The sequence below is a fragment of the Thioalkalivibrio sp. genome, assembly GCF_007692535.1.
Lineage (GTDB): Bacteria > Pseudomonadota > Gammaproteobacteria > Ectothiorhodospirales > Ectothiorhodospiraceae > Thioalkalivibrio.
In genome coordinates, this window is the sequence record NZ_REBW01000166.1 from 1 (window position 1) to 22035 (window position 22035).

The window sequence follows — 22035 nt, forward strand, 5'->3', positions numbered from 1 at the left end:
ATTAAACGGCTTCCTCGGTAGGCTTTTCTGTTCCAAAGGCCACGGAATCCCGCAATGCATCCGCGCAGAAGGCCCGGTGTGGCAACTTCTCTCCCGGGAACCGGCATTCACCCCGCTCCGGAAGCATCACCTGTGAAACAATAGGCGCGCGGGCATCGATGCCCTTCACACTCCGGAGATCCAGGAACCCCACCACCGATGGACAAGACCTCGTTCGACCAGGCAGCACTCGACTATCACCGTCTCCCCACGCCCGGAAAGATCTCGGTCGTAGCCACCAAGGGGCTGACCAACCAGCGGGATCTCGCCCTCGCCTACTCGCCCGGCGTCGCCGCCGCCTCGCGTCTCATCGCCGCGGATCCCTCCGAGGTGGGACACCTGACCGCACGCGCCAACCTCGTGGGCGTGATCACCAACGGCACTGCGGTGCTCGGTCTCGGTGCCATCGGTCCGCTGGCCGCCAAGCCGGTGATGGAAGGCAAGGGTGTTCTGTTCAAGAAGTTCGCGAATATCGATGTGTTCGACATCGAACTGGACGAGCGCGATCCGGACAAGCTGGTGGACATGATCGCCGCCATGGAGCCCACCTTCGGCGGCATCAACCTGGAGGACATCAAGGCACCGGAGTGCTTCTACATCGAGCGCAAGCTGCGCGAACGCATGAACATCCCGGTGTTCCACGACGACCAGCACGGCACGGCCATCGTGGTGGCGGCAACGGTGCTCAACGCCATGCGGCTGACCGGCAAGGACCTCGGCAGCATCAAGCTGGTCACCTCCGGGGCCGGCGCCGCCGCCATCGCCTGCCTGGACCTGCTGGTCACGATGGGACTGGCCGTCGAAAACATCTGGGTATCGGACATTCACGGCGTGCTCTACCGGGACCGTCCCGAGGAAATGGACAGCTTCCGGGAGCGTTACGCCCAGGACACCGAAGCGCGCACGCTGGGTGAGATCATCGACGGCGCGGACGTCTTCCTGGGGCTGTCGGCGGGGGGCGTCCTGAAACCCGACATGGCGGCCCGCATGGCGACGCGGCCGCTGATTCTGGCGCTGGCCAATCCGGACCCCGAGATCCTTCCCGAGGCGGTTCTGGAAGTGCGCAAAGATGCCATGATCGCCACCGGCCGCTCCGATTACCCGAACCAGGTCAACAACGTGCTCTGCTTCCCGTTCATCTTCCGGGGCGCACTCGACGTTGGCGCCCGTGCCTTCACCCAGGAGATGCAGGTCGCCGCGGTCAAGGCCATTGCCCAACTGGCGCGGGCAGAGCCCTCAGACGTGGTGGCCAAGGCCTATGGCGACGAAGTCCTGCGCTTCGGCCCGGCGTACCTGATCCCGAAGCCCTTCGACCCCCGCCTGATCGTGAAAATCGCTCCCATGGTGGCCAAAGCCGCGATGGACTCCGGCGTTGCGACCGCGCCAATCGAGGACCTGGAGACCTATCGCGACCACCTGAACAACTTTGTCTACCAGTCCGGCTTCGTGATGAAGCCCGTGTTCGCCGCGGCCAAGACGTCACCGCGCCGCGTGATCTACGCCGAGGGCGAGGACGAGCGCGTGCTGCATGCCGTGCAGACGGTGCTGGAGGAAGGCCTGGCCCAGCCGATCGTGGTCGGACGGCCCGACGTGATCCAGTCGCGTATCGAGCGCATCGGCCTGAGCCTCAGGCCCGGGATCGACTTCGAACTGGTGAACCCGGCCTCCGACGAACGTTTCCGGCCCTTGTGGAACGAGTACCACAGCATCATGGGCCGCAAGGGCATCACGCCGGAAGTGGCCAAATACCGCATGCGCAGCAACAACACGCTGATCAGCGCCATGCTGCTACGCAACGGCGACGCCGATGCGATGGTCTGCGGCATGATGGGCCAGCACGCCTACCACCTCAAGTTCATCGAGGACGTGATCGGTTTGGCCCCCGGGGTACGCACCTTCGCCACCATGAGCCTGTTGATGCTGTCCCGTCGCACCCTGTTCCTCTGCGACACCTACGTGAACGAAAACCCGGACGCGGAGACCATCGCCGAAATCACCCTGATGGCTGCGGAAGCGGTGCGCAATTTCGGCCTCACCCCGAAAGTCGCGCTGCTGTCCCATTCCAACTTCGGGAGCGTGCAGTCGGAGGCCGCGCGCAAGATGAGCAGGGCCCGGGCCCTGCTCGAACAGATGGATCCGAATCTGGAGGTGGATGGCGAGATGCACCCCGACGCCGCCCTGAAGCCGGAAATCCGCGACCGGATCTTCCCCGGCTGCCGCCTGCAGGGCGAGGCCAACCTCCTGGTGATGCCGAACATCGACGCCGCCAACATCGCCTTCAATCTGATCAAGGCCACCAGCGGACAAGGGGCGAGCGTCGGTCCGATCCTGCTCGGTTCCGCGCGCCCGGTGCACATCCTGACCGAGACCGCCTCCGTCCGCCGCCTGGTGAACATGACCGCCCTAGCCGTCGTAGACGCCAACCAGTGACCAACCGGGGGTCGGAACAACCGGGGGTCGGACCAAGGCAACCCGTTGGTTATACAATGATATCGACGATTTCAGACCTCACTTTTGGCCTTAGAGCGCCGTTTTTGGCCCTAAAATGCCCGCCCTAAGCCCGGCCCGCGCCTTGCGTCGGATTACGCTGCGCTGGACCGACCTACGCGGGCTTGATCCCATATCTTCAATTCCGTGGTTGCGGCCAGAGTGGAAACAAAGGGCCCCGCAACGTTCCTACACGCGGTGGCAGTAGGCCTGACGACACTCCTCATCGCTACCAAATCGACTGGGATTGACTACACTCGGTTGACACAAACAGATATGGAAACGGAAACATCCATGGCTTATAACCGAAACCAGGCCCGCGCCCTTTGCAATGACAGCGAGTACGCTCTCTTCACCGCATCCCTGGCGGATTCGATCGATCAACTGACCGCCGCGCAACTGCGCAGCAAGATCAAACGCGCGCGGACACTCCGGGACAAGAATGCGGATCTGTTTCGCCGCCAGTCCCTCGCGCTCAGGGACACTACCGGTACGAAGCGCGGCAAGACCGGTGCTGCCAATGAACGCACCGAACAGAAGGCCCGTCTCTTCGACGAGACGTTGAAACGTTTCGAAAAGCGGCTGGAGAAGATCACCAGCCAGAGTGAATCAGCGAGTTCCAAGGCTCCGACAAAAAAGTCGGTCGCGCAAAGCGGCGCGGCGCCGGAATCCAAAGCCAAGAAGGCTGCCGCCAAGCCGGCCGTTCCAAAAAAGGCCGCGGTCAGAAAGGCTTCCGCCAGAACGCCGCGTGCCGATGCCGCCCGGTCGCGCAGCACGAAGAAAAGCACGGCCTGAGCTGCAAGCGCCTTGCGTCGGGTTACGCTGCGCCAACCCAACCCACGCGGGTGTGGCCGGACCGGGACAACCCACTGAAGCGATTCAGGCCGACGTGAACTGCAGCGCCGCCAGGCGTGCGTACATGCCTCCCTCTTCCAGCAGCTGCGCGTGCGATCCCTGGGCCACGATCCTTCCCCGATCCAGCACCACGATTCGATCCGCGGCCTGCACGGTCGCCAATCGATGCGCGATGGTCAGCGTGGTTCTGCCGCGGCTGATGCGCTGCAGTGCCGCCTGCACCAGGCGCTCGCTTTCCGCGTCCAGGGCGCTGGTAGCCTCATCGAGCAGCAGGATCACCGGGTCACGCAGGATCGCCCGCGCCAGTGCGATACGCGCGCGCTGACCGCCCGAGAGCCGCACGCCACGCTCTCCGAGGTGCGTCTCCAGGCCCTCCGGAAGCGCCGCGATGAAGTCCATTGCATAGGCCGCCTCCGCGGCCGCTCGGATGCTGGCTTCCGACGCCTCCGGCGCCCCGTAGGCGATGTTTTCCCGGACAGTCGCCGCGAACAGCACCGGCTGCTGCGGCACCAGTGCGATACGGCCCCGGAGCGCTGCTGTCTCCACATTGCGGATGTCGACACCATCGACACGGATGCAGCCGGCGTCCGGATCATAGAAACGCAGCAACAGCTGAAAGAGTGTCGACTTGCCGGCCCCCGAAGGCCCGACCAGCGCCACCGAAGCTCCTTCCGGAATGTCCAGGTCGATGCCCTGCAACGCCGGTGGCTCTGGCCGCGTTGGGTAGGAAAACCAGACGTCCTCGAAGCCGATCGCGCCTCGGGCGGGTTCGGGGAGGCTTGTCGGGTGTCTCGACAGGGGCGGCCCTGAACGCGTCTGCAGCAGGACCAGCAGCCGCTCGGCCGCGCCTGCCGCACGCAGCAATTCGTTGGCGACTTCGCTGAGCGCAGCGACGGCGCCGGCGACCAGCACCGCGTAAAACAGAAACGCCGCGAGTTCACCCGGGGTGATCTCGCCGGCCAGGACGTTGTGCCCACCGACCCAAAGCACGCCGGTGATCAGCATGAACATCAGGAAGATGACAGACGCCGCCAGCAATCCCGTCATCGCGGCGCGACGGATGGCCACGCCGAAGGCCGCCTCAACGGCTCTGGCATAACGGGCGCGTTCCGACGCCTCCTGCACGTGGGACTGCACGGTCTGGATTGCGTACAGGCTCTCGTCGACGCGCCCGCCGACAGCTGCCACCCGGTCCTGAGTCTCGCGCGACAGCCGGCGTACCTTGCGGCCCAGGGACCACACCGGCAACGCGACCACGGGCAGTCCCACCAGCAGCCAGGCCGTGAGCACGGGGCTGGTCAGGAACATCAGGATGAGCCCACCCACGATCAGGAGCAGGTTCCGCGCGGCGATGGCCAGGGTACTGCCCACCACGACCTGGATCACGGTGGTATCCGCCGTGAGCCGCGAGATGACTTCACCGGTACGGGTGCGCTCGAAAAAGCCGGGATCCATCTCGACCACATTGGCAAAGACAGCGCGCCGCAGGTCGGCCACAACGCGTTCCCCCAGCCAGGTGACCAGATAGATGCGCAGCCCCGCGCCCGCCGCCATCACCGCCACCGCCCCCAGCAGGGCCAGCAGTGCGCGATTCAGCGCAGCGGGGTCCTGCTCGCTGAGCCCGGCGTCCACCAGGAGTCGGAGCACAAAACCAAACGCCAGAATGGCCCCGGCGCCAAGGAGCAGTGCCAGCATGGCCAGCAGCAGGGTGCGCAGGTACGGCCGAAGAAAACCTGCCAGGGGCACGAGCACGCGCAGATCCCGGCCCACCGGACGTTGTGCCGCGCGATCGTCCGGACCGCTCATCGGTATTCCTGGGGTTGGCTACGGGTAGAAGGTTTCAGATGCTGGCCTCGGGGAATCGTCAGAGGAAATGTCGCGCAAGAATAGATCAATCGTCACCGTCTTCCTGAAGACCGCATCGACGCGCCCGCGGCAGCAATGCGTCAGATCCGGCAGCCGGTCAGCTTCAACTGCTGCCCCGGACGGATCAGGTAACGCGGACCCGCAATGCCATTGGCCTCGGCGATGATCCGCACGCTCGGGCACCCCTTTGCCGCGACGATGCTCGAGAGCGTGTCACCGCTGCGCACCGTGTAGGTGCGGACGGCGAGCAGGATCCGGCGCTGCTCGCGGGCGTCATGGAGGGCCTCGGCCAACTCCAGGAGCGGCCCATCCACGCAGTTCTCTGCATAGGCCGAAGCCACCGGAGCCGGCAGCCAAACGGTGGACCCCGCCGGCAGGGGCACGTCGTGCTCGTGACGCGGGTTGAGATTGCGCAGCGCCCGAAACCAACCGGAGCGGCTGTCGCCCTGGCCCAGGCAGACACCCAGTTCACTCAGGGTGATCGGTGCCTGGAGATCAATCTGGCCGGGTGCGGTGTTCACCGCCGGAAACTCGACCCCGTAGTCTTCAGGGCGTTCGAACAATAACGCCGCGGCGAGCACGTAAGGCACGTACTCCTGCGTCTCGCGCGGCAGTCGTCTGAAGATCTCCGGATTCCAGAAACTCGCCACAGAGGCCTCACGCGCCAGCCGCAGGACCCGGGTCTCCCCACCGTTGTACGCCGCCAGGGCCAGCGCGAGATCGCCATCGTGTTCGGCAAAGCGGGCGCGCAGATAGCCAACGCTTGCGCGCGCCGATTCCGCCGGGTCGAACCGCTGGTCGAATCCGTCCTCGGTAGTGAGCCCGAAACGCAGCCCCGTGTAGAACATGAACTGCAGCGGCCCGGCCGCCCCCGCGCGGGAGACCGAGTGCACCCGTCCGCCAGACTCCTTGGCCAGGATCCCGAACAGCAGCCCCTCGGGGATTCCGGCCTCCTCGTAATACGGCCACATCAGGTGGCGCATGTGCATGTAGTTCTCGTAGGCATCGACCAGCGTTGGCCGCTTCCAGGTCAGCCAGTCGTTCAGCGCGCCCCGCACCAGACTGTTGTACTCGATGGTCTCAGACAGACCCGTGCCGTCGAACCAGTCGCTGCCCAAGCCGACATCCACTCGCGGATCGGCGGGGTCCTCGTCATATTCGAAGATCGGCTCAGGCTCGCGCACTTCCTCGGGTTCGACGTCGACGAGGTCCTCGTCAGTCCCCATCAACATGGCGCTGCGCAGGGTGAGTAGCTCGTGATAGGCCGCCATGAACCGCTGCGTCTCGCAACCTGGCTTCTGCGCACAGGCGTCTCCCGCCATCCCGAGATCCGCCACCGCGTCCCGGATCCGCGCATGCCCGGACCCCAACTCACCGTTTCGGATTTCCTCCAGTCCACCCTGGTATCGCGAAACCGCGTCTTCGACCGCCTGGTAGAGCGCATCGAGCCCGTCCCGGTCCAGAGCCGAGACCGAGGAACTCATCAGCAGCAAGGCGCAGCCGGCGAACAGCAACGAGCGGACATTGAGCGCAAAGGTTCGTGTCATGGACGGCACTCCGCTGGCGAACAGGAAGGGTTTCAGCAAACGAACCGCGGAATGGCCCAAGGCCTCGGCAGAGACCTTTGGAGGAGACCGGAGTTCCGCGTCTCACCCTCCGGTATATTGATCGTGACGGTCTCACTGACCACTGTGCAACCTCGATCCTCTTTGAACCGGTCATGGCGATACAGGTAGCAGATCTTACCAAGCGTTTCGGCAAGGCGGTCGCGGTCGACGGAATCAGCTTCTCGATCGCCCGTGGTTCGGCCACAGCTCTGTTGGGCCCGAACGGGGCGGGCAAGACCACGACGCTCGCGATGCTGCTGGGGCTGATGACGCCCAGTTCCGGAAGCATCCGCGTCCTGGGAACGGACATGCTCCGCCACCGCTACCAGGTGTTGGGGCGCATGAACTATGCCTCGCCCTACATCGACCTGCCGCAACGTCTCACCGTGCGTGAGAATCTGAACGTCTACGGACGTCTGTACGGGGTACGGAATCTGCGTACCAGGATAAAAATTCTTACAAAAGAGCTTGATCTCGAGAGATTCATGGAACGCCCGTACCGCGAAATGTCGGCAGGCCAGCGCACCCGTGTGGCCCTCGCCAAAGCGCTGCTGAACGAACCCGAGGTGCTGCTGCTGGATGAACCCACCGCCTCGCTGGACCCGGATACCGCCGACCGGATCCGCGGCCTTCTGGAGGCGTATCGCGGCCGCACCGGCGCGACACTGCTTCTGGCCTCGCACAACATGCCCGAGGTGGAGCGGCTCTGCGACCGTGTCATGATGCTGCGTTCGGGGCGCATCGTCGACGACGGCACTCCGGAGGGCCTCGCCAGCCGCTATGGCAGGCGCAACCTGGAAGAGGTCTTTCTCGACGTGGCACGCCGGGTCTGACCATCAATGACGCAGCCGGTTAAAGGGACAGGCACATGGCCTCTCTGATCCGCATCTACGCAATGGTGCTGCGCCACATCTATCTGCTGCGCGGCTCCTGGCCGCGTGTCCTCGAACTGGCGTACTGGCCGGTGATGCAGATGATCCTCTGGGGTTTCATCACCCAATTCTTCATGGGTCACAGCGAATGGGTGGCGCAGGCGGCGGGGCTGCTGCTCGCCGCGGTACTGCTGTGGGATGTGCTGTTCCGGGCACAACTGGGCGTCACCCTGCCCTTCTTCGAGGAACTCTATTCCCGCAACCTCGGCCATCTGTTTGTCAGCCCTCTGCGGCCATGGGAACTGATCGTCTCGCTGCTGGGCATCAGCACGGTGCGTACGCTGATCGGGGTGGTACCCGCCGCGCTGCTCGCCATTCCGCTCTATCACTACTCCATCTTCACGCTGGGGCTGCCGCTGATCGTGTTCTTCACCCAGTTGCTCGTCACCGGGTGGGCACTCGGGCTGATGGTCAGCGGACTGGTGCTGCGCTTCGGGCTCGGCGCCCAGAGCCTGGCGTGGGTGGCGATCTTCGCCCTGGCCCCGGTCTCCGGCATCTACTACCCGATCGACACGCTCCCGAACTGGCTGCAGCCTGTGGCGCTGGCATTGCCGTCGGCCCATGTCTTCGAGGGCATGCGCGCGGTGGTGCTCGGCGAAGGTTTCCACGTGGGGCATTTCTTCGCCGCCCTGGTGCTCAATCTGGTGTACATGGTCCTCGGGGCAGCACTGTTCATGAGCGTCTTCGGCCTGGCCCGCCGACGGGGCCTTCTGCTGCACAGCGGCGAATAGACCGGGCGCGCGGGTGGCCCGCGAGTGTTATTCTTAGGGCCTGGGCTCCTTTCGTGCAGGGTGCCCCGTGCCACCCCATCCTCCTCCTGCACCTCGCCACCAGCGGAGCCCCCATGGCCAAGCCCAACTATCAGTACGACAAGCGACAACGGGAATTGAAGAAGGAAAGGCAGCAGGAAGAGAAGCGCCAGAAAAAGCTGGCCCGTACCGCCCCCGACGCTCCCGCGCCGGCAGAATCGGAGGAGCAGAAACCATGAGCAAGGGAATGGACCAGAAACGGGACAGCAAGAAGAAACCCGCGAAGTCGCTGCTGGAGAAGCGCGCTGCCAAAGCCGAGAAAAAGAAAAAATAATGCCAGGCCCGGCATCCCGGATGCCGGCGTGCACGCCCTCGCTACGCGCGTAGCCCCTCGTTGTCCCTGAGACTGTCAGGCCCTCCGCCAAACGCGGCAGCGGCCGTGGTCGCGCTTTACGTCACGATGGCTCGGATTTCTTCCTGGACGCCCCGTAGAACGACTTGCGCAGCAGGGCCACGGCAAACCCGCCCGTCAGCATGCCCAGGACGTAGACAAGAAAGATCAGGACGGCCAGCGGCATGGTCATGCTGATGGCAAGAAAGGAGACCGTAGCTGCATCGAGATTCTGCAGCATGAACAGCGCGATGATTGCGACGAAGAGGACGATCAGTGCGATGTGAAGGTAACGCTTCATGATTGCTCCGCAGGATGGCTGAATTTCGGAACGTTGGCGAGGCGACGAAAGCCGGCGAGTAACAGCGCGTAAACGGTCAGATGCAGCACCAGCCAGGTTGCCGCGATGGCGGCAAAGATATCCGGGGCCTTCATCACCGTGGTCATCAGGGAATCCTCGTAGTAGAAAAACCAGGGGTGACCGGACGCAAAGATCCACTCGTGAAGCCCATCGAAGACCTCCTGGGGGCCGACCAAACCGACGACGACTCCCGCCAGCCCCAGCAGGATGCCGTATCCCAGCATCGCTCGCTGGAGGGTTGGCAGGCAAGCGCCCCTGCGGCCATGCAGCAGCACCAGAATCACCGTCACGCCCGTGATCGACCAGCCGGCAATCAACAGTCTATCCACCAGTGCCGCCACGTCGCGCAAGTGTCCCACCTCGTCCGCACGCAGGAACGTTCCCAGGACGTTACCGTCCCTGTCCCGGTAAACCAACTGATCCAGCGGGGTTCCGCGCCCGTGAATGCCGTCGACCACGGCGCCGAAGAGACGACGGTGTTCCGCGGGTTCGGTCCGCACGAAGTCGCTCCTGCCTTGCCTGTTCCTTGCGCCGTAGTGGCTGACATGATCATCGATGGCCAGGGCCGAGTACCAGACGGGGTAGAGGAAATTGACCTTGGCCAGCGCGTGCCAGGACAACACCAGGGATACGAAGATGAGTCCCACGGCGACCAGACGCCCGGCCCAGCGCCGACCCGATCCACACCGTATCGTCGGTCCCCCTCCGGATCCGCGCGCAAGACTCTGGCCGGGGACAGCGCGCGCGTCTTTGACAGAACGGCTAATCCGCGTCCCCTTCCGGCTTCCGGTCATTCCCTTGCCCCCTTTCCCGTTGTCTTCAACCCCATGGTACGCCCCCGCTGACGCCCGCGATCGCTGTGTTTGTGCCAGGCGATGCTATACAGGCGATGCTATAAAGGAGGGGTGGCCGTCGCCCGTAGCGCAGACGAACAGGTTGCATGCATCGAGCGGCGCCTTCCAGCCCAGGCCTCCCGGCGCAGCCCGGCAGGCGCCACCGCCCCAGGGTCATCCGTTACGCAATTTGCCAGGAATCACGCCACTTATCCGAGACAAGGAGTTCATCAATGCGAAACATGTTTAAGATTATCGCCGCTGCTTGCCTCGTCGCCATGATGGCCGTTCCGATGCAGGCGGGCGCCTTCTGGTCTGGCCCCGGCTGCATGCTCGCGAACATGTTCGGCATGGGCGGCGTATCCGGCGGCATCGGTTTCTCCGCGGGCGGTGGTGGCTACGGCTCCAGTCATGGGCCCGGCTACGGCTATGGCTATGCCTATGTCTATCCGTACCCCTACGGCCACGGCCCCGCATATGGAACCCCGTACCCGGGACACTACTACGCTCCTCCGATGATCCCCTACGGTCCGCAGCCGCCGACAGCGCCCTTCCGATAGGTGGGCGCCCCAAGATCGCGGACATCTCGCAGGCGCTCCAGGAACCTGGCAGTCGTCCCAGGTGCTGACCCGATGCTCCCGACTCCAGCTCGGCCGGGACTTGCCATGGAACCCGATCTGCGCGAGTTTTGCCCGCACGGGAGCAAAGACACGGCGTCTTTGTCCTGTACCTTCGGCAGACGGGGCAATGAAATACCGCAACACCCACATTTTTCTTGCGCCTTCACGGCAGAAGGTCCTATCCTTGTAAAGGCATTATTGCCGTCACAGGGGGTGTTTCATGGAATACGGCGACGCTATCGTCTACCTGACCATCGCGGCATTGGGTGCATCCATTCTGGTCATCATCGGATTGCTCGCCCTGCTGATCTACAAGGCCTACCAGCCGCCACCGTCCTAGCGAAAGAAGGATTCAGTCCGTCCTCGCGCGGAAGCCGCGAGCGCAGCGTATCGGCTCTTGACGATCGATACGGCGTTGCTTCCGATCAAGCGGCCTGGACTCCTTTCGACTCCCACCCTATGGCTCGGCCTGCGGTTGACCGGCGCATTGGTTCCTCAGGCCCTGAACGTCCTGCATGGCCCTTTGGTCGTCACGTGACGATGGTCGTTGCCACCCCAAAGTGCTCTTCCGATCGAACTTCCCTGACTTGCGGGACTCCCAAGCGCATCGCCTGCGCCTGGAGCCAACGATGACCGTCCGCACGTACACCCTTGGCCCTGCCCTCGCCTACTCCCTGTCGTTCCTGTTTTTTTTCATGCCCGCACTCGCGCTCTCCGCCTGTCCGGAACCAGGCGAATGGCGTGACGCCAGCGGCCAGCAACTGTCTCCCGATCGAATGTTCGAAGATGCCGCCAGCGCGCAGGTGGTGCTGTTGGGCGAGCGGCACGACCGCATGGAACATCATCGCTGGCAACTGCACACGCTGGCCGCGTTACACGCCCAGCGGCCGGACATGGTGATCGGGCTGGAGATGCTCCCGCGGGAATCCCAACCGGCACTGGACGCCTGGGTCGCCGGCGAATTGGACGAACAGGCCTTTCTGAGCGAGAGCGACTGGGACAGGGCCTGGGGCTTTGACGCGGACCTCTACCTTCCAATCCTGCACTTCGCGCGAATGCATCGCGTGCCTCTGCTGGCGATCAACCTGGATCGCTCCCTCGTCAGCCGGCTGCGTGAGGAGGGATGGGATGCCGTCCCACCCGAGGAGCGCTATCACATCACGCCCCCGGCTCCCGCGACCGAGGCCTACCGTGAGTGGCTCGGCAAGGTCTTCGCCGAACATCCCTCCGCGCATCACGAGGACGCTGACATCGAACGCTTCGTTGCCGGGCAACAGGTATGGGACCGCGCGATGGCAGCGGGTCTTGCAGAGGCTACAGAGGACGGCACCCTAGCGGTTGGGCTCATGGGTTCAGGGCACCTCGAATACGGGCACGGCGTGCCGCATCAGTTGCACGACCTTGGCATCGCAGATACCCGCGTGCTGCTGCCGCGGGAGAGCCGGGCCAACTGCACCGAACCAAAGGACGGACTCGCCGACGCCCTGTTTGGCATCGCAAGCAACGATCGGTTCGAGCCGCCTCGGCCACTCCTGCTGGGCGTCCAGATCGACACCGATCCCGCAGGCGTGCGGATCGAGTCGGTCATACCCGAGTCCGTGGCCGCGGACGCCGGACTCCAGGCCGCGGACATCGTGACCAGCGCTGCCGGCCTCGAAGTCCGCGTGCCGCGAGACCTCATCACCATCGTCCGCCGCCAGCAGCCGGGCCATGTCCTGCCGCTGACCGTGCTGCGAGACGGCGAGCAAATGGAGATCCTGGCCCGCTTCCCGGCGAACGAGGATTAAATGGCATGCGGGTCAGCGTGAAATCCACTGGCCAGTGCCGTAGGTCGGGTTAGCGCAGCGTAACCCGACGGGCCGGGCACGATGCTGCCTTGCGGCCATGGGTGGGCACGAGACCCGTCGAGTCACGCCCTTTGGCCTAACCCGACCTACAATTTGCGACTTTTCATCGTCCGGGGTGGAGCAGAGCCATGACAGTTAGCGGAATTCGATCCTTCCTGTTCGCCGTTGCCTTTGCCGCGGCCTCCCTGCTGCCCGCATCAGCGATTGCGGACGTCCCGCAATGGCGCATGAGCCTCGACCTCGATCCCGCAGCCGGCGGGATCACGGGTGAACTGGAGCTCGATCTGCCGGCGGGGATCCATGAGTTCCGTCTCCTCGACGCACTGGAACTGCAGGCGGCCCGAGCCGGTGACACCGAGTTGACCACCTCGCGCGCCGGGGCCGGACGCTACCGCGTCGAGCTACCTGCCGATTCCTGGGTCACCGTGTCCTGGGGCGGCACGCTGCCCGACGGCGACCCGATGCGCAGCCGGCTGTTCCTGACCGCTGCCGGCGGCTTCCTGCCCGAGGGGACCGACTGGTACCCGCGCTTCGAACAGGAGAGCTTCGCGCTGCGGCTGGAGGCGCGGGTACCCGAGGGACAGCGTTTCGTGGCCACCGGCTCGCTTCGGGGCGAACCGGTATCCAGTGACGGACATTACAGTGCCGTCCATGAGCATCCCCGCACCGACGCCGTTGTGGTCGTGACAGGACCCTGGGTCGAACGGTCGCTGGAGACGAACGGCGTGCAGGTGCGCACCCTGTTTCGGGACGACCTCGACGCGGCGCACGCGCAGAACTACCTCGAGCACTCCGCCGAGTACCTGCGCATGTTCAGCGAGCGGGCCGGCCCCTACCCCTACGACAGTTTCACCATCGCCGCCACGCCCATGCCCGTGGGCTATGCCTTCCCTGGCTTCACCGTGCTGGGCGAACGGGTGATTCCACTGCCGTTCATCCCACGGACATCGCTCGCGCACGAACTGATGCACAACTGGTGGGGCACCGGCGTACGCATCGACTACGCTACCGGGAACTGGTCCGAGGCCCTGACCACCTACATGGCCGATTACCACCTGGACGAGCTGCGTGGCGAGGGGCGAAGCACGCGCCACCGATGGCTGCTGGACCTCGCCTGGCTGCCGGTCGAGGAAGACCGTCCGCTGGAGGCCTTCCGGGGCGGCAACCAGGGAGCCAACCGCATCGTCGGCTACAACCGGGGAGCGCTGTTGTTCCACATGCTCCGCGAGCGTATCGGGGACGAGGCCTTCGACGCCGGCACACGCAAGATCGCGGACCGGCACATGTTCGACGTGGCCGGCTGGGAGGATCTGATACGGGCCTTCAGCGACGCTGCCGGCCGCGATCTGGACTCCTTCTTCACACCCTGGCTGGAGCGCTCCGACCTGCCGGAACTCGCGTTGCACTCGGTCCAGCAGGAGAAGAATGGTTCCGGTTGGGTGCTCCGCGGTGAACTCGAGCAGGCACAGGAGGCCGCGCCATGGCCACTGCGCGTACCCGTCGTGGTCGAAACGGACGCGGGCCAACAGCGCCACGTGGTCGAGCTCGACACCCGCCAGGCCCGCTTCGACCTCGCGCTGGAGGCACCCGCTCAAGCCATCACCGCAGATCCCGATTTCGACGTCCTGCGCCGACTGCCCGACCCACCGCCCATCCTCCGGACGGCCAGTCTGAACCCGAATACCCGGCTGATCGCCACGCAGGAAGGCCTTGCGCCGTTCGCGCGGGCGATCCTGGAACACCCACCGGAGATGGCGGACGAATTCGATCCGCAACAGCCGCTGCTGGTCATGGGCAGCACCGACGACGTGATCCGCTGGCTGGACGCCGCCGGCGCTCCGAAGGCGCCCGAGGACCTCGCTCGCCGCGGGCATGCCCGCATGTGGACCCTCCCCGGTACGCGCACCGCGGTGGTCAGCAGCAGTGACGCCGAAGGCCTCCGCAACCTGGTCGGCGCGCTACGCCACCACGGGCATCGCAGCTACCTGGTCCAGGATGCCGATGGGCGCACGACCGAGTACGGAGTCTGGGAGGCCGAAACCAATCCGCTGCGCATTGAAGTGGATTGAAACGGGGCCTGTGTTCCCGGGCCAGCGCGCTCCACCCGCGAGTGAATCAGCACGATCCTCTTCTGCAGGGAGGAAGCAGGGTTTCGCTCTCGGCCTGGTCAACACCCGCGCAAAAGCGGCGGCAAGCCGCCGCACTGGGGGTAGAACCTATGGAGCGCGGGAGCTTGCTCCCGCTGTCCGGCGTTGGCGGGCCCGAAGAGGCTCGCGCGCCGAGGTGTCAGGACCCCGGCGTCACCCGCAGCACACGCCCGTCCGGCTTGTCGGTAAGCAGATACAAGGCACCGTCCGGCCCCGAGCGGATGTCGCGCAGGCGCTCCCCGATTTCCTCGAACAGGATCTCCTCGTCTTCGATCTCGGTGCCATCCAGCGTCAGTCGGCGTACCTGGCGCTGGACCAGCGAGGAGATGAACAGGCTCCCGCGCCATTCGGGAAAAAGGTCGCCCTGATACAGCGTCATGCCGGAGGGAGCAATCGCCGGGGTCCAGTGACGGACCGGGTCACGCATCCCGGGTAGCGACGTGTGCGGGGTAATCCGCGCGCCCGAATAATCGATGCCGTGGCTCACGACCGGCCAGCCGTAATTGACCCCCGGCTCGATGATGTTCAACTCATCGCCACCGCGCGGCCCGTGTTCATGCGACCACAGCACATTGTTGCCGGCATCCGGGAACAACCCCTGCACGTTGCGGTGCCCGTAGCTGTAGATCTCGGGCAGGACCCCGGCCCGGCCGACGAACGGATTGTCGGCGGGCACCCGCCCGTTGGGATGCAGCCGTACGATGCTGCCGGTATGGCTGTCCAGCCGTTGCGCATCCTCGCGATCGTCGAATCCGTCACCCAGACCCAGCACCAGCGTACCGTCCGCCAGGAAAGCCATGCGTCCCCCGAAGTGTACAGGCGTGGATCGGGTGGGCCGCGCCTCGAACAGGACCTCGACGTCTGCCAGTGTCATGCCATCGAGCCGACCGCGTAGCAACCGCGTGGTGTTCGCCGCCGCAGTACCATACGCCTGCGACAGGTAGATCAACCCGTTGGCCGCGAAATCCGGGTCGGGGAGCACCTCGAACAGCCCGCCCTGGCTGCGCACGAACGAATCCGGCACACCGCTCACCGGCTCCTCCCGCAGGCGCCCCTCTTCGATCACGCGCAGACGGCCCGCACGCTCGGTCACGAGGATGCGGCCATCGGGTAGAAAGGCGAGCGACCAGGGATGTTCCAGACCCGAAGCCAGGGTCTCGATACGGTAGTCTGATGCCTGGACACTTCCCAGCAGGAGCAACAGGAGGAGTGGCAGTCCGTAAAAGATGCGGAGCAATGACATGGCGGGGATGAATTCGTTGGGCGCGGCTGCAAGAATAGCAAAGGTGCCTGCTGAGAATCCCGGCCTGCCGGGACCCTGACCAACCACGGGAGCGTACTGCGATGCGATGGATGAGAAACCTGGTGGCATGGATCGCGGCCGTGGTGGTGGCCGCGATGGCCGGTTCCATCGTCCAGACCCAGTTCAACCTGGCGATGATCCGCGATCTTGGTGCGCCGGTACCCTGGAACCTGCGGCTGGAGACCACACTGCATGACCTCATCCATTTCGCGCCGACCTACGGTCTGCTGGTCGCCGCCGCGTTCCTGATCGCCCTGGCCGTGAGCGGACTCCTCGCGCGCCGTTGGCCGCGGGCCCGCGCGCCGCTGCACACTCTCGCTGCCGGTACCGGCATCGCCGCGGCCTTGTTACTGATGAACTGGATCCTGCCCGCGACCGTGATCGGGGCCGCGCGCTTCGGCACGGGCATCCTGGCGCTGGCGCTGGCCGGCGCGCTCGGAGGCCTGCTCTTCGCACGATGGACCCAACCGCGGCGGGAGCCTTGACGCCCAGGCAGAATACGGGCCGAGTCCTGCGACTCCCTTAACGACGATGACGCGACAGGCTCACCGCAAGCCCAGCCAGGCCCGCCGCTACCAAGCCTGAAGACGCCGGGATCCAATCACCTGATTATCACGGAAGCTCCGCAGAGGAGCCCTTCGCGCGCAAAGCGCGCTGCCACGGGTCCTTGCCCTTGTAGGAGCCTGCCTTGCAGGCGAAGGTTTTGGCGGTTTCGCTGCGGGCAATGCGATGTTCCCGGCCTGCGGAGGATTCGAAATAATCAGGTCCAATCATGGGTATCCGCGTATCCGGCCCTTCACTTATCGGCGATGCCGAACCCCTTTTCGTGGATCCGGGCACCCGCGTCCACGCCGAACAGCACCTCCTCGGAACGGACCACACCGGTGATGACCTGCGCCGCCATCAGTTCCCGCTGGGTCGGGTACCAGGCCTCCCCGTGCTCCGCCTGGAACAGACGCGCGAGGAAGCTTGGGCTGACGCCCTGGCGGTGGAAGTACTGGAGATCGCGCTGCTGCTCCAGCCACATGTTCGAGTAGGGCTCCAGCCCGCCAAAGGGGACCGCGTACTGGTGGAAACCCAGCCGGGCCTCGTCCGCCAGGTACCGGTTACTGCCAGCGATGAACGCGGTGGCGCAGGCGGAATGGCAGCCCTCGAAGGAATACGTGTTCAGACCGCCCTCCTGAATCACGCGGCCCAGGCTGCGCCCCGACGCGATCCATCCGCCCGAACTGTCCAGGATGATTCCGTGCACCTCCGGACCCGAGGCGAGCACCCGGCCTAGATCCCGCGCAGCGCCGTAGCCAAGATAGCCCTGGAAATGGACCAGCGACCCGTCGCCGACTCGCTTCACCGAGTAGTTCGCGTACCGGTCCGGTCCGATCGCGATCGCGACGACGTCACGGTACACCGGCGCCCCCGCCGCCAGCGTCAAGAGCGTTCCGGCAAGGCTCACCACGATGACCACGCGCCCCGCAATAGGCCACAGCCGGCGTTGCCGCTGAACGAGCCAGCGCCCGGCGGAGCGCCAGGTCCCGACGATCTGCCATGGGTAGATCAGGCCATAGACGAAGGCAACGTGCAGAAGCGCCACCCGTGCCATGAACCGGGGGTCGTCGTCCATCGCCATCGCGACCAGCACCTGCTCCGCGACCGGCCGCAGGAGCAGCAGCAACAGGTTGAGCGCCACGAAGTTAACCCAGAAGGCAACGGGAAGACTGAGCTCACCGCGCCAGTGCCGGCGGATGTAGTTCACGTCGCTCCACCACTCCCGAGCACTCGGGCTTGTCTTGCTGTAGCGCCTGCATTTTCTGCAGCGGGCCCATCAGCATCTATACTCGGCGTGCGCTTCATGATGAACCGATGTTCCGCCAGGTTGCGGTGGGGTGCAATTGGCCCCGTGATCATCGCCGTTGCGCCTGTTCTGCGGGCACCCACTCGGCGCCCTCGACCGCAATCCGAGCCACCGGCCCAGCGCAAGGGACAGGCACGCTTTCTGCTAGTGCTGACGGGGCACCAGTGCAGAGAGATCCGCGGCAGGGAATCGCCCCGGCGCCGCAACCGCCCAGGACAGGACCCGTCAGGCGCCCGTCAGGAGAGAGCCCGATGAACTGGAAGACTGCTTACCGTTCCTTCTACTACGCCGATGCACCCGAGCCCGACGACCTGGACCTGCAGCCGCAGGAGACGGCGCTCCTCTGCATCGACGTGCAGAACTACGGCCTCGCATTGCACGACGACCCGGTCGAGCGGGCGCGCTGGGACGCCTTCCATCGACGCATGCGGGAGACCGTCCTGCCCTCTTTGCGTGCACTGCAGGACGCATTCCGGCGCAAGAACATGGACGTGCTGCATGCCCGCATCGCCTGCCTGTTGGAAGATGGCCGCGATCGTTCACTGAGCCAGAAGATGCCGGGTTGGAACAACCTGCTGATGCCGCTGGACTCCGAGGGCTCGCAGATCGCACCCGATGTGGCCCCGGCGGCAGGCGAAATCGTCGTGACCAAAACCACGGACAGCGCCCTCACCGGCACCAACCTGCGCCTGGTATTGCACAACATGGGCGTGCGCAATGTCGTGGTCACCGGCATTTACACCGACCAGTGCGTGTCGTCGACGGTACGCAGCCTGGCGGATGAAAGCTTCAACGTACTGCTCGTGGAAGACTGCTGCGCCGCTGGGACGGAGGCGCTGCACCGCCACGAGCTCGAGGTGATCAACATGATCTACTGCCACGTGCTTTCCAGCCGGGAGATCGGAGAGACGCTCGGACTGGCACTCTGAGAACAAATGGTGCAGTGCACTCAACAACGCACTACACTGACCAATAGCAGTGACTACGCCGCAGATCGGCCCAGTACACGCAAGGAGCCCAAATGACTTCAAAGACCGTAACGCTCACCGACAACGCGACCGGCAAGGTCATCGAACTGCCCGTGCACCAGGGCAGCCACGGCCCGGACTGCATCGACATACGCTCGCTGTACAAGGAGCTGGGCTACTTCACCTACGACCCCGGCTTCATGTCCACGGCGAGCTGCAGCAGCGCCGTCACCTTCATCGACGGTGACGAGGGAACCCTGCTCTACCGCGGCTACCCGATCGAACAACTGGCCGAGCAGAGCACCTACCTGGAGGTCTGCTACCTGCTGCTGAACGGCGACCTGCCCTCGTCCGACGAGCTGCACAACTTCTCGCGGATCATCAAGGAGCACTCGATGATGCACGAGGCCGTGCGCGGCTTCTATGACGGCTTCCGGCACGATGCACATCCGATGGCGATCATGGTGGGCGTGGTCGGCGCGCTGTCGGCGTTCTACCACGACGCCACCGACGTGCATAACCCGGTGCACCGGAAGATCGCGGCGCACCGCCTGATCTCCAAGATGCCCACCATCGCCGCCTGGTCCTACAAGTACGCCAATGGTCAGCCGTTCATGTACCCGAAGAACCGGCTGTCCTACACCGGCAACTTTCTCGCCATGATGTTTGGGGTACCGACCAGCACCTACGAGCCCGATCCCATCTTTGTGCGCGCACTGGACCTGATCCTGATTCTGCACGCCGACCATGAACAGAATGCCTCCACGTCCACGGTACGCCTGTCCGGGAGCTCCGAGGCCAACCCGTTCGCGGCCATCTCCGCAGGCATCGCCTCGCTGTGGGGCCCGCTGCACGGCGGTGCCAACGAGAAGGTCGTGATGATGCTCGAGGACATCGTGCACAGCGGCAAGACGGTCGAGGAATTCGTGGCGCGAGCCAAGGACAAGGACGACCCGTTCCGCCTGATGGGCTTCGGGCACCGCGTGTACAAGAACTATGACCCGCGCGCGAAGATCATCCGCGAGATGACCCATAAACTGCTGGCCGAGATCGGCGGTGGCGAACACGACCCCCTGTTCGAGGTCGCACTGAAGCTGGAGAAGATCGCCCTCGAGGACGAGTACTTCGTCGAGCGCAAGCTCTATCCAAACGTCGACTTCTATTCCGGGATCATCCTGCGCGCGATGGGCATCCCCCTGAACATGTTCACCGTGATCTTCGCGCTGGCGCGTACCGTGGGATGGATCTCGCACTGGAACGAGATGATGCAGGATCCCGAGTCCCGCATCGGTCGTCCCCGACAGCTCTACATCGGCCCCAAGACGCGCGATTACATCGCGATCGAAGACCGCTGATCCGGCCCCACGAGGGATGCGGTTGTCTTGCACTGGCTTCTAGACCCACGTAAATTAGGGAACACTTATATTCTTGGAGATCCACCATGCGCATTGATCAACTCGTTCTCGCCGGTGCCGGCGTCGTCGTCCTCCTCAGCGCGCTTCTCGCCTGGCTCGTCAGCCCCGCCTGGCTGCTGCTGACCGCCTTCGTAGGCGTCAACCTGGTGCAGTCGGCCTTCACGGGCTTCTGTCCGTTAGCCATCATCCTGAAGAAGATGGGCGTCAGCCCCGGCCCGGCCTTCAGCTAAAAGGCTCGTCCGAAGATCTTAAAGGCCCGCCCGGCAACTTGCCCGGCGGGCTTTTTTGTTCCTCCCGTCACACGAATCCCCTTTCCGACCATCACCCGCCCGCAAGAGCGACCGGCCCCTATGGACTGCGGGAGCTTGCTCCCGCTTTCGGATACTTTCGCCGCCCAAACCAAAGCGGCGGCAAGCCGCCGCACTCCATAGGCGCCAGACACCGTACCGCTCCCGCCTTGATCCGGGGTGCAGGAACCATCCGCGCCATGAACCAGGGAGCTTGCTCCCGCTTTCCGGCACCGGGACAGCAACCGATGCCCGTGCAGGCAAACACCGTGCGCCGGATCCAGGACAAAAGCACCGCTTGCACTCCCCCTCACTTTTGCGTGACCCTCAACAGTCCGCACTGCAACCGCCCGAGTTCGCCCACGCCATGAACGACACCAAGCCTGAACTGCCCTACCGCATCCACGCCCTGGAACTCGGCCCGATGGAGAACTTCATCTACGTCATCGAGGACATCGCCAGCGGCCGCGCCGCCGTGGTCGACCCGGCCTGGGAGCCTGAGGAAATCCTTGCCCTCGTCGAGAAGCAGGGTCTGACGATCACCGACCTTTTGCTGACCCACAGCCACCATGATCACATCAACGGCATCGAGCGGGTGCTGGAGTCGGCCCCGACGGCGCGCCTGCACCTCCTGAAACCGGAAGCCGACTTCTGGGGCCGCACCCTGGCGAAACCCGAACTGCACCACGGTGGCGATCGCATGAAGCTGGGCGACACAGAGATCCTCCTCCTGCACACGCCCGGCCACACGCCCGGCTCCGCCTGTTTCCATCTTCCCGCCGGCGACGATCTGGTCACCGGCGATACACTGTTCGTGTTCGGGTGCGGCCGTTGCGACCTCGCCGGCGGCGACCCCGAGCAGATGTTCCACACCCTGAAGGATCTGCGCACCGGGCTTCCCCGGCACACGTGCATCCACCCGGGACACAATTACTCGGTGAAACCCACCTCGACCCTGGAGGAAGAGGCTGAAGGGAACCCCTTCCTGCACTTTCACGAGATGGGCGACTTCGTCCACTACCGGATGCACGAACACGACCGCGTCCGGAACTCACCCTACGGGCCGGTACCCGTCAAGCACGGCAGTTGAGCACACCCCGGCGGCAGAGGGAAAACGCCGCGCACCAGCCGTTACGCCGGACTTGCATCAGCGTGCACAGACCGAGATAATGCGCGCCTGCAGCAACGCGCCCGTAGCTCAGCTGGATAGAGTACCTGGCTACGAACCAGGTGGTCGGAGGTTCGAATCCTTCCGGGCGCGCCAACCTTTCAAGGACTTAGCCCACCTGTTCCGGTGGGCTTTTTCGTTGCGCCGACCCATGGCAGCGCCCGTAGCCGCATTGCCACGAAGTGTCCGTGTCCTTGGAAGAGCACCTGTCGGTGCTGTTTCAGGGTTCAGTTGGGGATTGATGCCGCATACGGCTGCGGCCAGAGCAGGCAGCCCGAGCAAGATACCCCCCAATGGATCCCGGTCAG

The 22035-nt window shown here is 64.7% G+C and carries 19 protein-coding genes and 1 tRNA gene; 14 read left to right on the plus strand and 6 right to left on the minus strand.

The features are described from left to right. Positions 1-198: 198 nt before the first annotated feature. Both EA346_RS09400 and EA346_RS09405 read left to right on the plus strand, forming a co-directional pair. On the plus strand, positions 199-2469 hold the full coding sequence (locus tag EA346_RS09400; protein WP_296757904.1) for an NADP-dependent malic enzyme: 2271 nt from the start codon (positions 199-201) through the stop codon (positions 2467-2469). Positions 2470-2820: 351 nt separating this feature from the next. Continuing rightward, positions 2821-3321: a hypothetical protein gene (locus EA346_RS09405; RefSeq protein WP_296757905.1), complete on the plus strand. Its 501-nt coding sequence runs from the start codon at positions 2821-2823 to the stop codon at positions 3319-3321. Between the two features lie 84 nt (positions 3322-3405). On the opposite strand, the gene EA346_RS09410 is transcribed toward EA346_RS09405, so the two are convergent. Next, positions 3406-5187, minus strand: coding sequence for an ABC transporter transmembrane domain-containing protein (locus tag EA346_RS09410; protein WP_296757907.1), 1782 nt, complete (start codon positions 5185-5187; stop codon positions 3406-3408). Between the two features lie 140 nt (positions 5188-5327). Further along, positions 5328-6794 carry a transglycosylase SLT domain-containing protein gene (locus EA346_RS09415; RefSeq protein ID WP_296757908.1) on the minus strand — a complete coding sequence of 489 codons (1467 nt, stop codon included), beginning with the start codon at positions 6792-6794 and terminating at the stop codon, positions 5328-5330. Positions 6795-6967: 173 nt separating this feature from the next. Here EA346_RS09415 and EA346_RS09420 point away from each other — a divergent pair, with 173 nt between their 5' ends. The 3 genes from EA346_RS09420 (at position 6968) to EA346_RS09430 (ending at position 8774) form a co-directional block, all read left to right on the plus strand. Continuing rightward, entirely contained in the window at positions 6968-7687 is a 720-nt protein-coding gene (locus EA346_RS09420) for an ABC transporter ATP-binding protein (RefSeq protein ID WP_296757910.1), read from the plus strand. Positions 7688-7722: 35 nt separating this feature from the next. Further along, positions 7723-8517 carry an ABC transporter permease gene (locus EA346_RS09425; protein ID WP_296757911.1) on the plus strand — a complete coding sequence of 265 codons (795 nt, stop codon included), beginning with the start codon at positions 7723-7725 and terminating at the stop codon, positions 8515-8517. Positions 8518-8630: 113 nt separating this feature from the next. Beyond that, a complete protein-coding gene (locus EA346_RS09430; protein WP_296757913.1) occupies positions 8631-8774 on the plus strand; it encodes a hypothetical protein in 144 nt (47 codons plus the stop codon). A gap of 216 nt (positions 8775-8990) precedes the next feature. Here the strand turns inward: EA346_RS09430 and EA346_RS09435 are convergent, their stop codons facing one another. Both EA346_RS09435 and EA346_RS09440 read right to left on the minus strand, forming a co-directional pair. After that, positions 8991-9227, minus strand: a complete 237-nt coding sequence (locus EA346_RS09435) for a DUF1049 domain-containing protein (protein WP_296757914.1) — start codon at positions 9225-9227, stop codon at positions 8991-8993. After that, positions 9224-9934 (minus strand): DUF1461 domain-containing protein, encoded by a 711-nt coding sequence (locus EA346_RS09440; RefSeq protein ID WP_296757916.1) that lies wholly within the window; start codon positions 9932-9934, stop codon positions 9224-9226. Before EA346_RS09440 ends, EA346_RS09435 begins: the two co-directional genes overlap by 4 nt. 419 nt (positions 9935-10353) lie before the next feature. Here EA346_RS09440 and EA346_RS09445 point away from each other — a divergent pair, with 419 nt between their 5' ends. The 3 genes from EA346_RS09445 to EA346_RS09455 all read left to right on the plus strand — a co-directional run bounded on the left by EA346_RS09445 (position 10354) and on the right by EA346_RS09455 (position 14656). Beyond that, positions 10354-10680, plus strand: coding sequence for a sulfur globule protein (locus EA346_RS09445; RefSeq protein ID WP_296757918.1), 327 nt, complete (start codon positions 10354-10356; stop codon positions 10678-10680). 755 nt (positions 10681-11435) lie between these two features. Further along, on the plus strand, positions 11436-12527 hold the full coding sequence (locus EA346_RS09450) for a ChaN family lipoprotein (RefSeq protein ID WP_296757933.1): 1092 nt from the start codon (positions 11436-11438) through the stop codon (positions 12525-12527). 188 nt (positions 12528-12715) lie between these two features. Continuing rightward, positions 12716-14656 (plus strand): M1 family aminopeptidase, encoded by a 1941-nt coding sequence (locus EA346_RS09455; RefSeq protein WP_296757920.1) that lies wholly within the window; start codon positions 12716-12718, stop codon positions 14654-14656. A gap of 217 nt (positions 14657-14873) precedes the next feature. Here the strand turns inward: EA346_RS09455 and EA346_RS09460 are convergent, their stop codons facing one another. Continuing rightward, positions 14874-15977, minus strand: a complete 1104-nt coding sequence (locus EA346_RS09460; RefSeq protein WP_296757922.1) for a PQQ-dependent sugar dehydrogenase — start codon at positions 15975-15977, stop codon at positions 14874-14876. Between the two features lie 101 nt (positions 15978-16078). Here EA346_RS09460 and EA346_RS09465 point away from each other — a divergent pair, with 101 nt between their 5' ends. Further along, a complete protein-coding gene (locus EA346_RS09465; protein ID WP_296757924.1) occupies positions 16079-16522 on the plus strand; it encodes a hypothetical protein in 444 nt (147 codons plus the stop codon). A gap of 311 nt (positions 16523-16833) precedes the next feature. On the opposite strand, the gene EA346_RS09470 is transcribed toward EA346_RS09465, so the two are convergent. Next, a complete protein-coding gene (locus tag EA346_RS09470; protein WP_296757926.1) occupies positions 16834-17790 on the minus strand; it encodes a hypothetical protein in 957 nt (318 codons plus the stop codon). 350 nt (positions 17791-18140) lie between these two features. On the opposite strand from EA346_RS09470, the gene EA346_RS09475 reads away from it, so the two are divergent. The 5 genes from EA346_RS09475 (at position 18141) to EA346_RS09495 (ending at position 21823) form a co-directional block, all read left to right on the plus strand. Continuing rightward, positions 18141-18818, plus strand: coding sequence for an isochorismatase family cysteine hydrolase (locus tag EA346_RS09475; protein WP_296757927.1), 678 nt, complete (start codon positions 18141-18143; stop codon positions 18816-18818). A gap of 92 nt (positions 18819-18910) precedes the next feature. Then, positions 18911-20212 (plus strand): citrate synthase, encoded by a 1302-nt coding sequence (locus EA346_RS09480; protein WP_296757929.1) that lies wholly within the window; start codon positions 18911-18913, stop codon positions 20210-20212. 86 nt (positions 20213-20298) lie between these two features. After that, on the plus strand, positions 20299-20502 hold the full coding sequence (locus EA346_RS09485) for a DUF2892 domain-containing protein (protein ID WP_296757931.1): 204 nt from the start codon (positions 20299-20301) through the stop codon (positions 20500-20502). A 424-nt stretch (positions 20503-20926) separates the two neighbouring features. Beyond that, positions 20927-21649 carry an MBL fold metallo-hydrolase gene (locus EA346_RS09490; protein WP_296757932.1) on the plus strand — a complete coding sequence of 241 codons (723 nt, stop codon included), beginning with the start codon at positions 20927-20929 and terminating at the stop codon, positions 21647-21649. A 97-nt stretch (positions 21650-21746) separates the two neighbouring features. After that, a tRNA-Arg gene (locus EA346_RS09495) sits at positions 21747-21823 on the plus strand. Positions 21824-22035 lie beyond the last annotated feature (212 nt).

Excerpts from the sequence above, each read along its gene's own strand:
- EA346_RS09400 (WP_296757904.1), top strand. The coding sequence starts at position 199 with ATGGACAAGACCTCGTTCGACCAGGCAGCACTCGACTATCACCGTCTC.
- EA346_RS09405 (WP_296757905.1), top strand. The coding sequence starts at position 2,821 with ATGGCTTATAACCGAAACCAGGCCCGCGCCCTTTGCAATGACAGCGAG.
- EA346_RS09410 (WP_296757907.1), bottom strand. The coding sequence starts at position 5,187 with ATGAGCGGTCCGGACGATCGCGCGGCACAACGTCCGGTGGGCCGGGAT.
- EA346_RS09415 (WP_296757908.1), bottom strand. The coding sequence starts at position 6,794 with ATGACACGAACCTTTGCGCTCAATGTCCGCTCGTTGCTGTTCGCCGGC.
- EA346_RS09420 (WP_296757910.1), top strand. The coding sequence starts at position 6,968 with ATGGCGATACAGGTAGCAGATCTTACCAAGCGTTTCGGCAAGGCGGTC.
- EA346_RS09425 (WP_296757911.1), top strand. The coding sequence starts at position 7,723 with ATGGCCTCTCTGATCCGCATCTACGCAATGGTGCTGCGCCACATCTAT.
- EA346_RS09430 (WP_296757913.1), top strand. The coding sequence starts at position 8,631 with ATGGCCAAGCCCAACTATCAGTACGACAAGCGACAACGGGAATTGAAG.
- EA346_RS09435 (WP_296757914.1), bottom strand. The coding sequence starts at position 9,227 with ATGAAGCGTTACCTTCACATCGCACTGATCGTCCTCTTCGTCGCAATC.
- EA346_RS09445 (WP_296757918.1), top strand. The coding sequence starts at position 10,354 with ATGCGAAACATGTTTAAGATTATCGCCGCTGCTTGCCTCGTCGCCATG.
- EA346_RS09450 (WP_296757933.1), top strand. The coding sequence starts at position 11,436 with ATGCCCGCACTCGCGCTCTCCGCCTGTCCGGAACCAGGCGAATGGCGT.
- EA346_RS09455 (WP_296757920.1), top strand. The coding sequence starts at position 12,716 with ATGACAGTTAGCGGAATTCGATCCTTCCTGTTCGCCGTTGCCTTTGCC.
- EA346_RS09460 (WP_296757922.1), bottom strand. The coding sequence starts at position 15,977 with ATGTCATTGCTCCGCATCTTTTACGGACTGCCACTCCTCCTGTTGCTC.
- EA346_RS09465 (WP_296757924.1), top strand. The coding sequence starts at position 16,079 with ATGCGATGGATGAGAAACCTGGTGGCATGGATCGCGGCCGTGGTGGTG.
- EA346_RS09475 (WP_296757927.1), top strand. The coding sequence starts at position 18,141 with ATGAACTGGAAGACTGCTTACCGTTCCTTCTACTACGCCGATGCACCC.
- EA346_RS09480 (WP_296757929.1), top strand. The coding sequence starts at position 18,911 with ATGACTTCAAAGACCGTAACGCTCACCGACAACGCGACCGGCAAGGTC.
- EA346_RS09485 (WP_296757931.1), top strand. The coding sequence starts at position 20,299 with ATGCGCATTGATCAACTCGTTCTCGCCGGTGCCGGCGTCGTCGTCCTC.
- EA346_RS09490 (WP_296757932.1), top strand. The coding sequence starts at position 20,927 with ATGAACGACACCAAGCCTGAACTGCCCTACCGCATCCACGCCCTGGAA.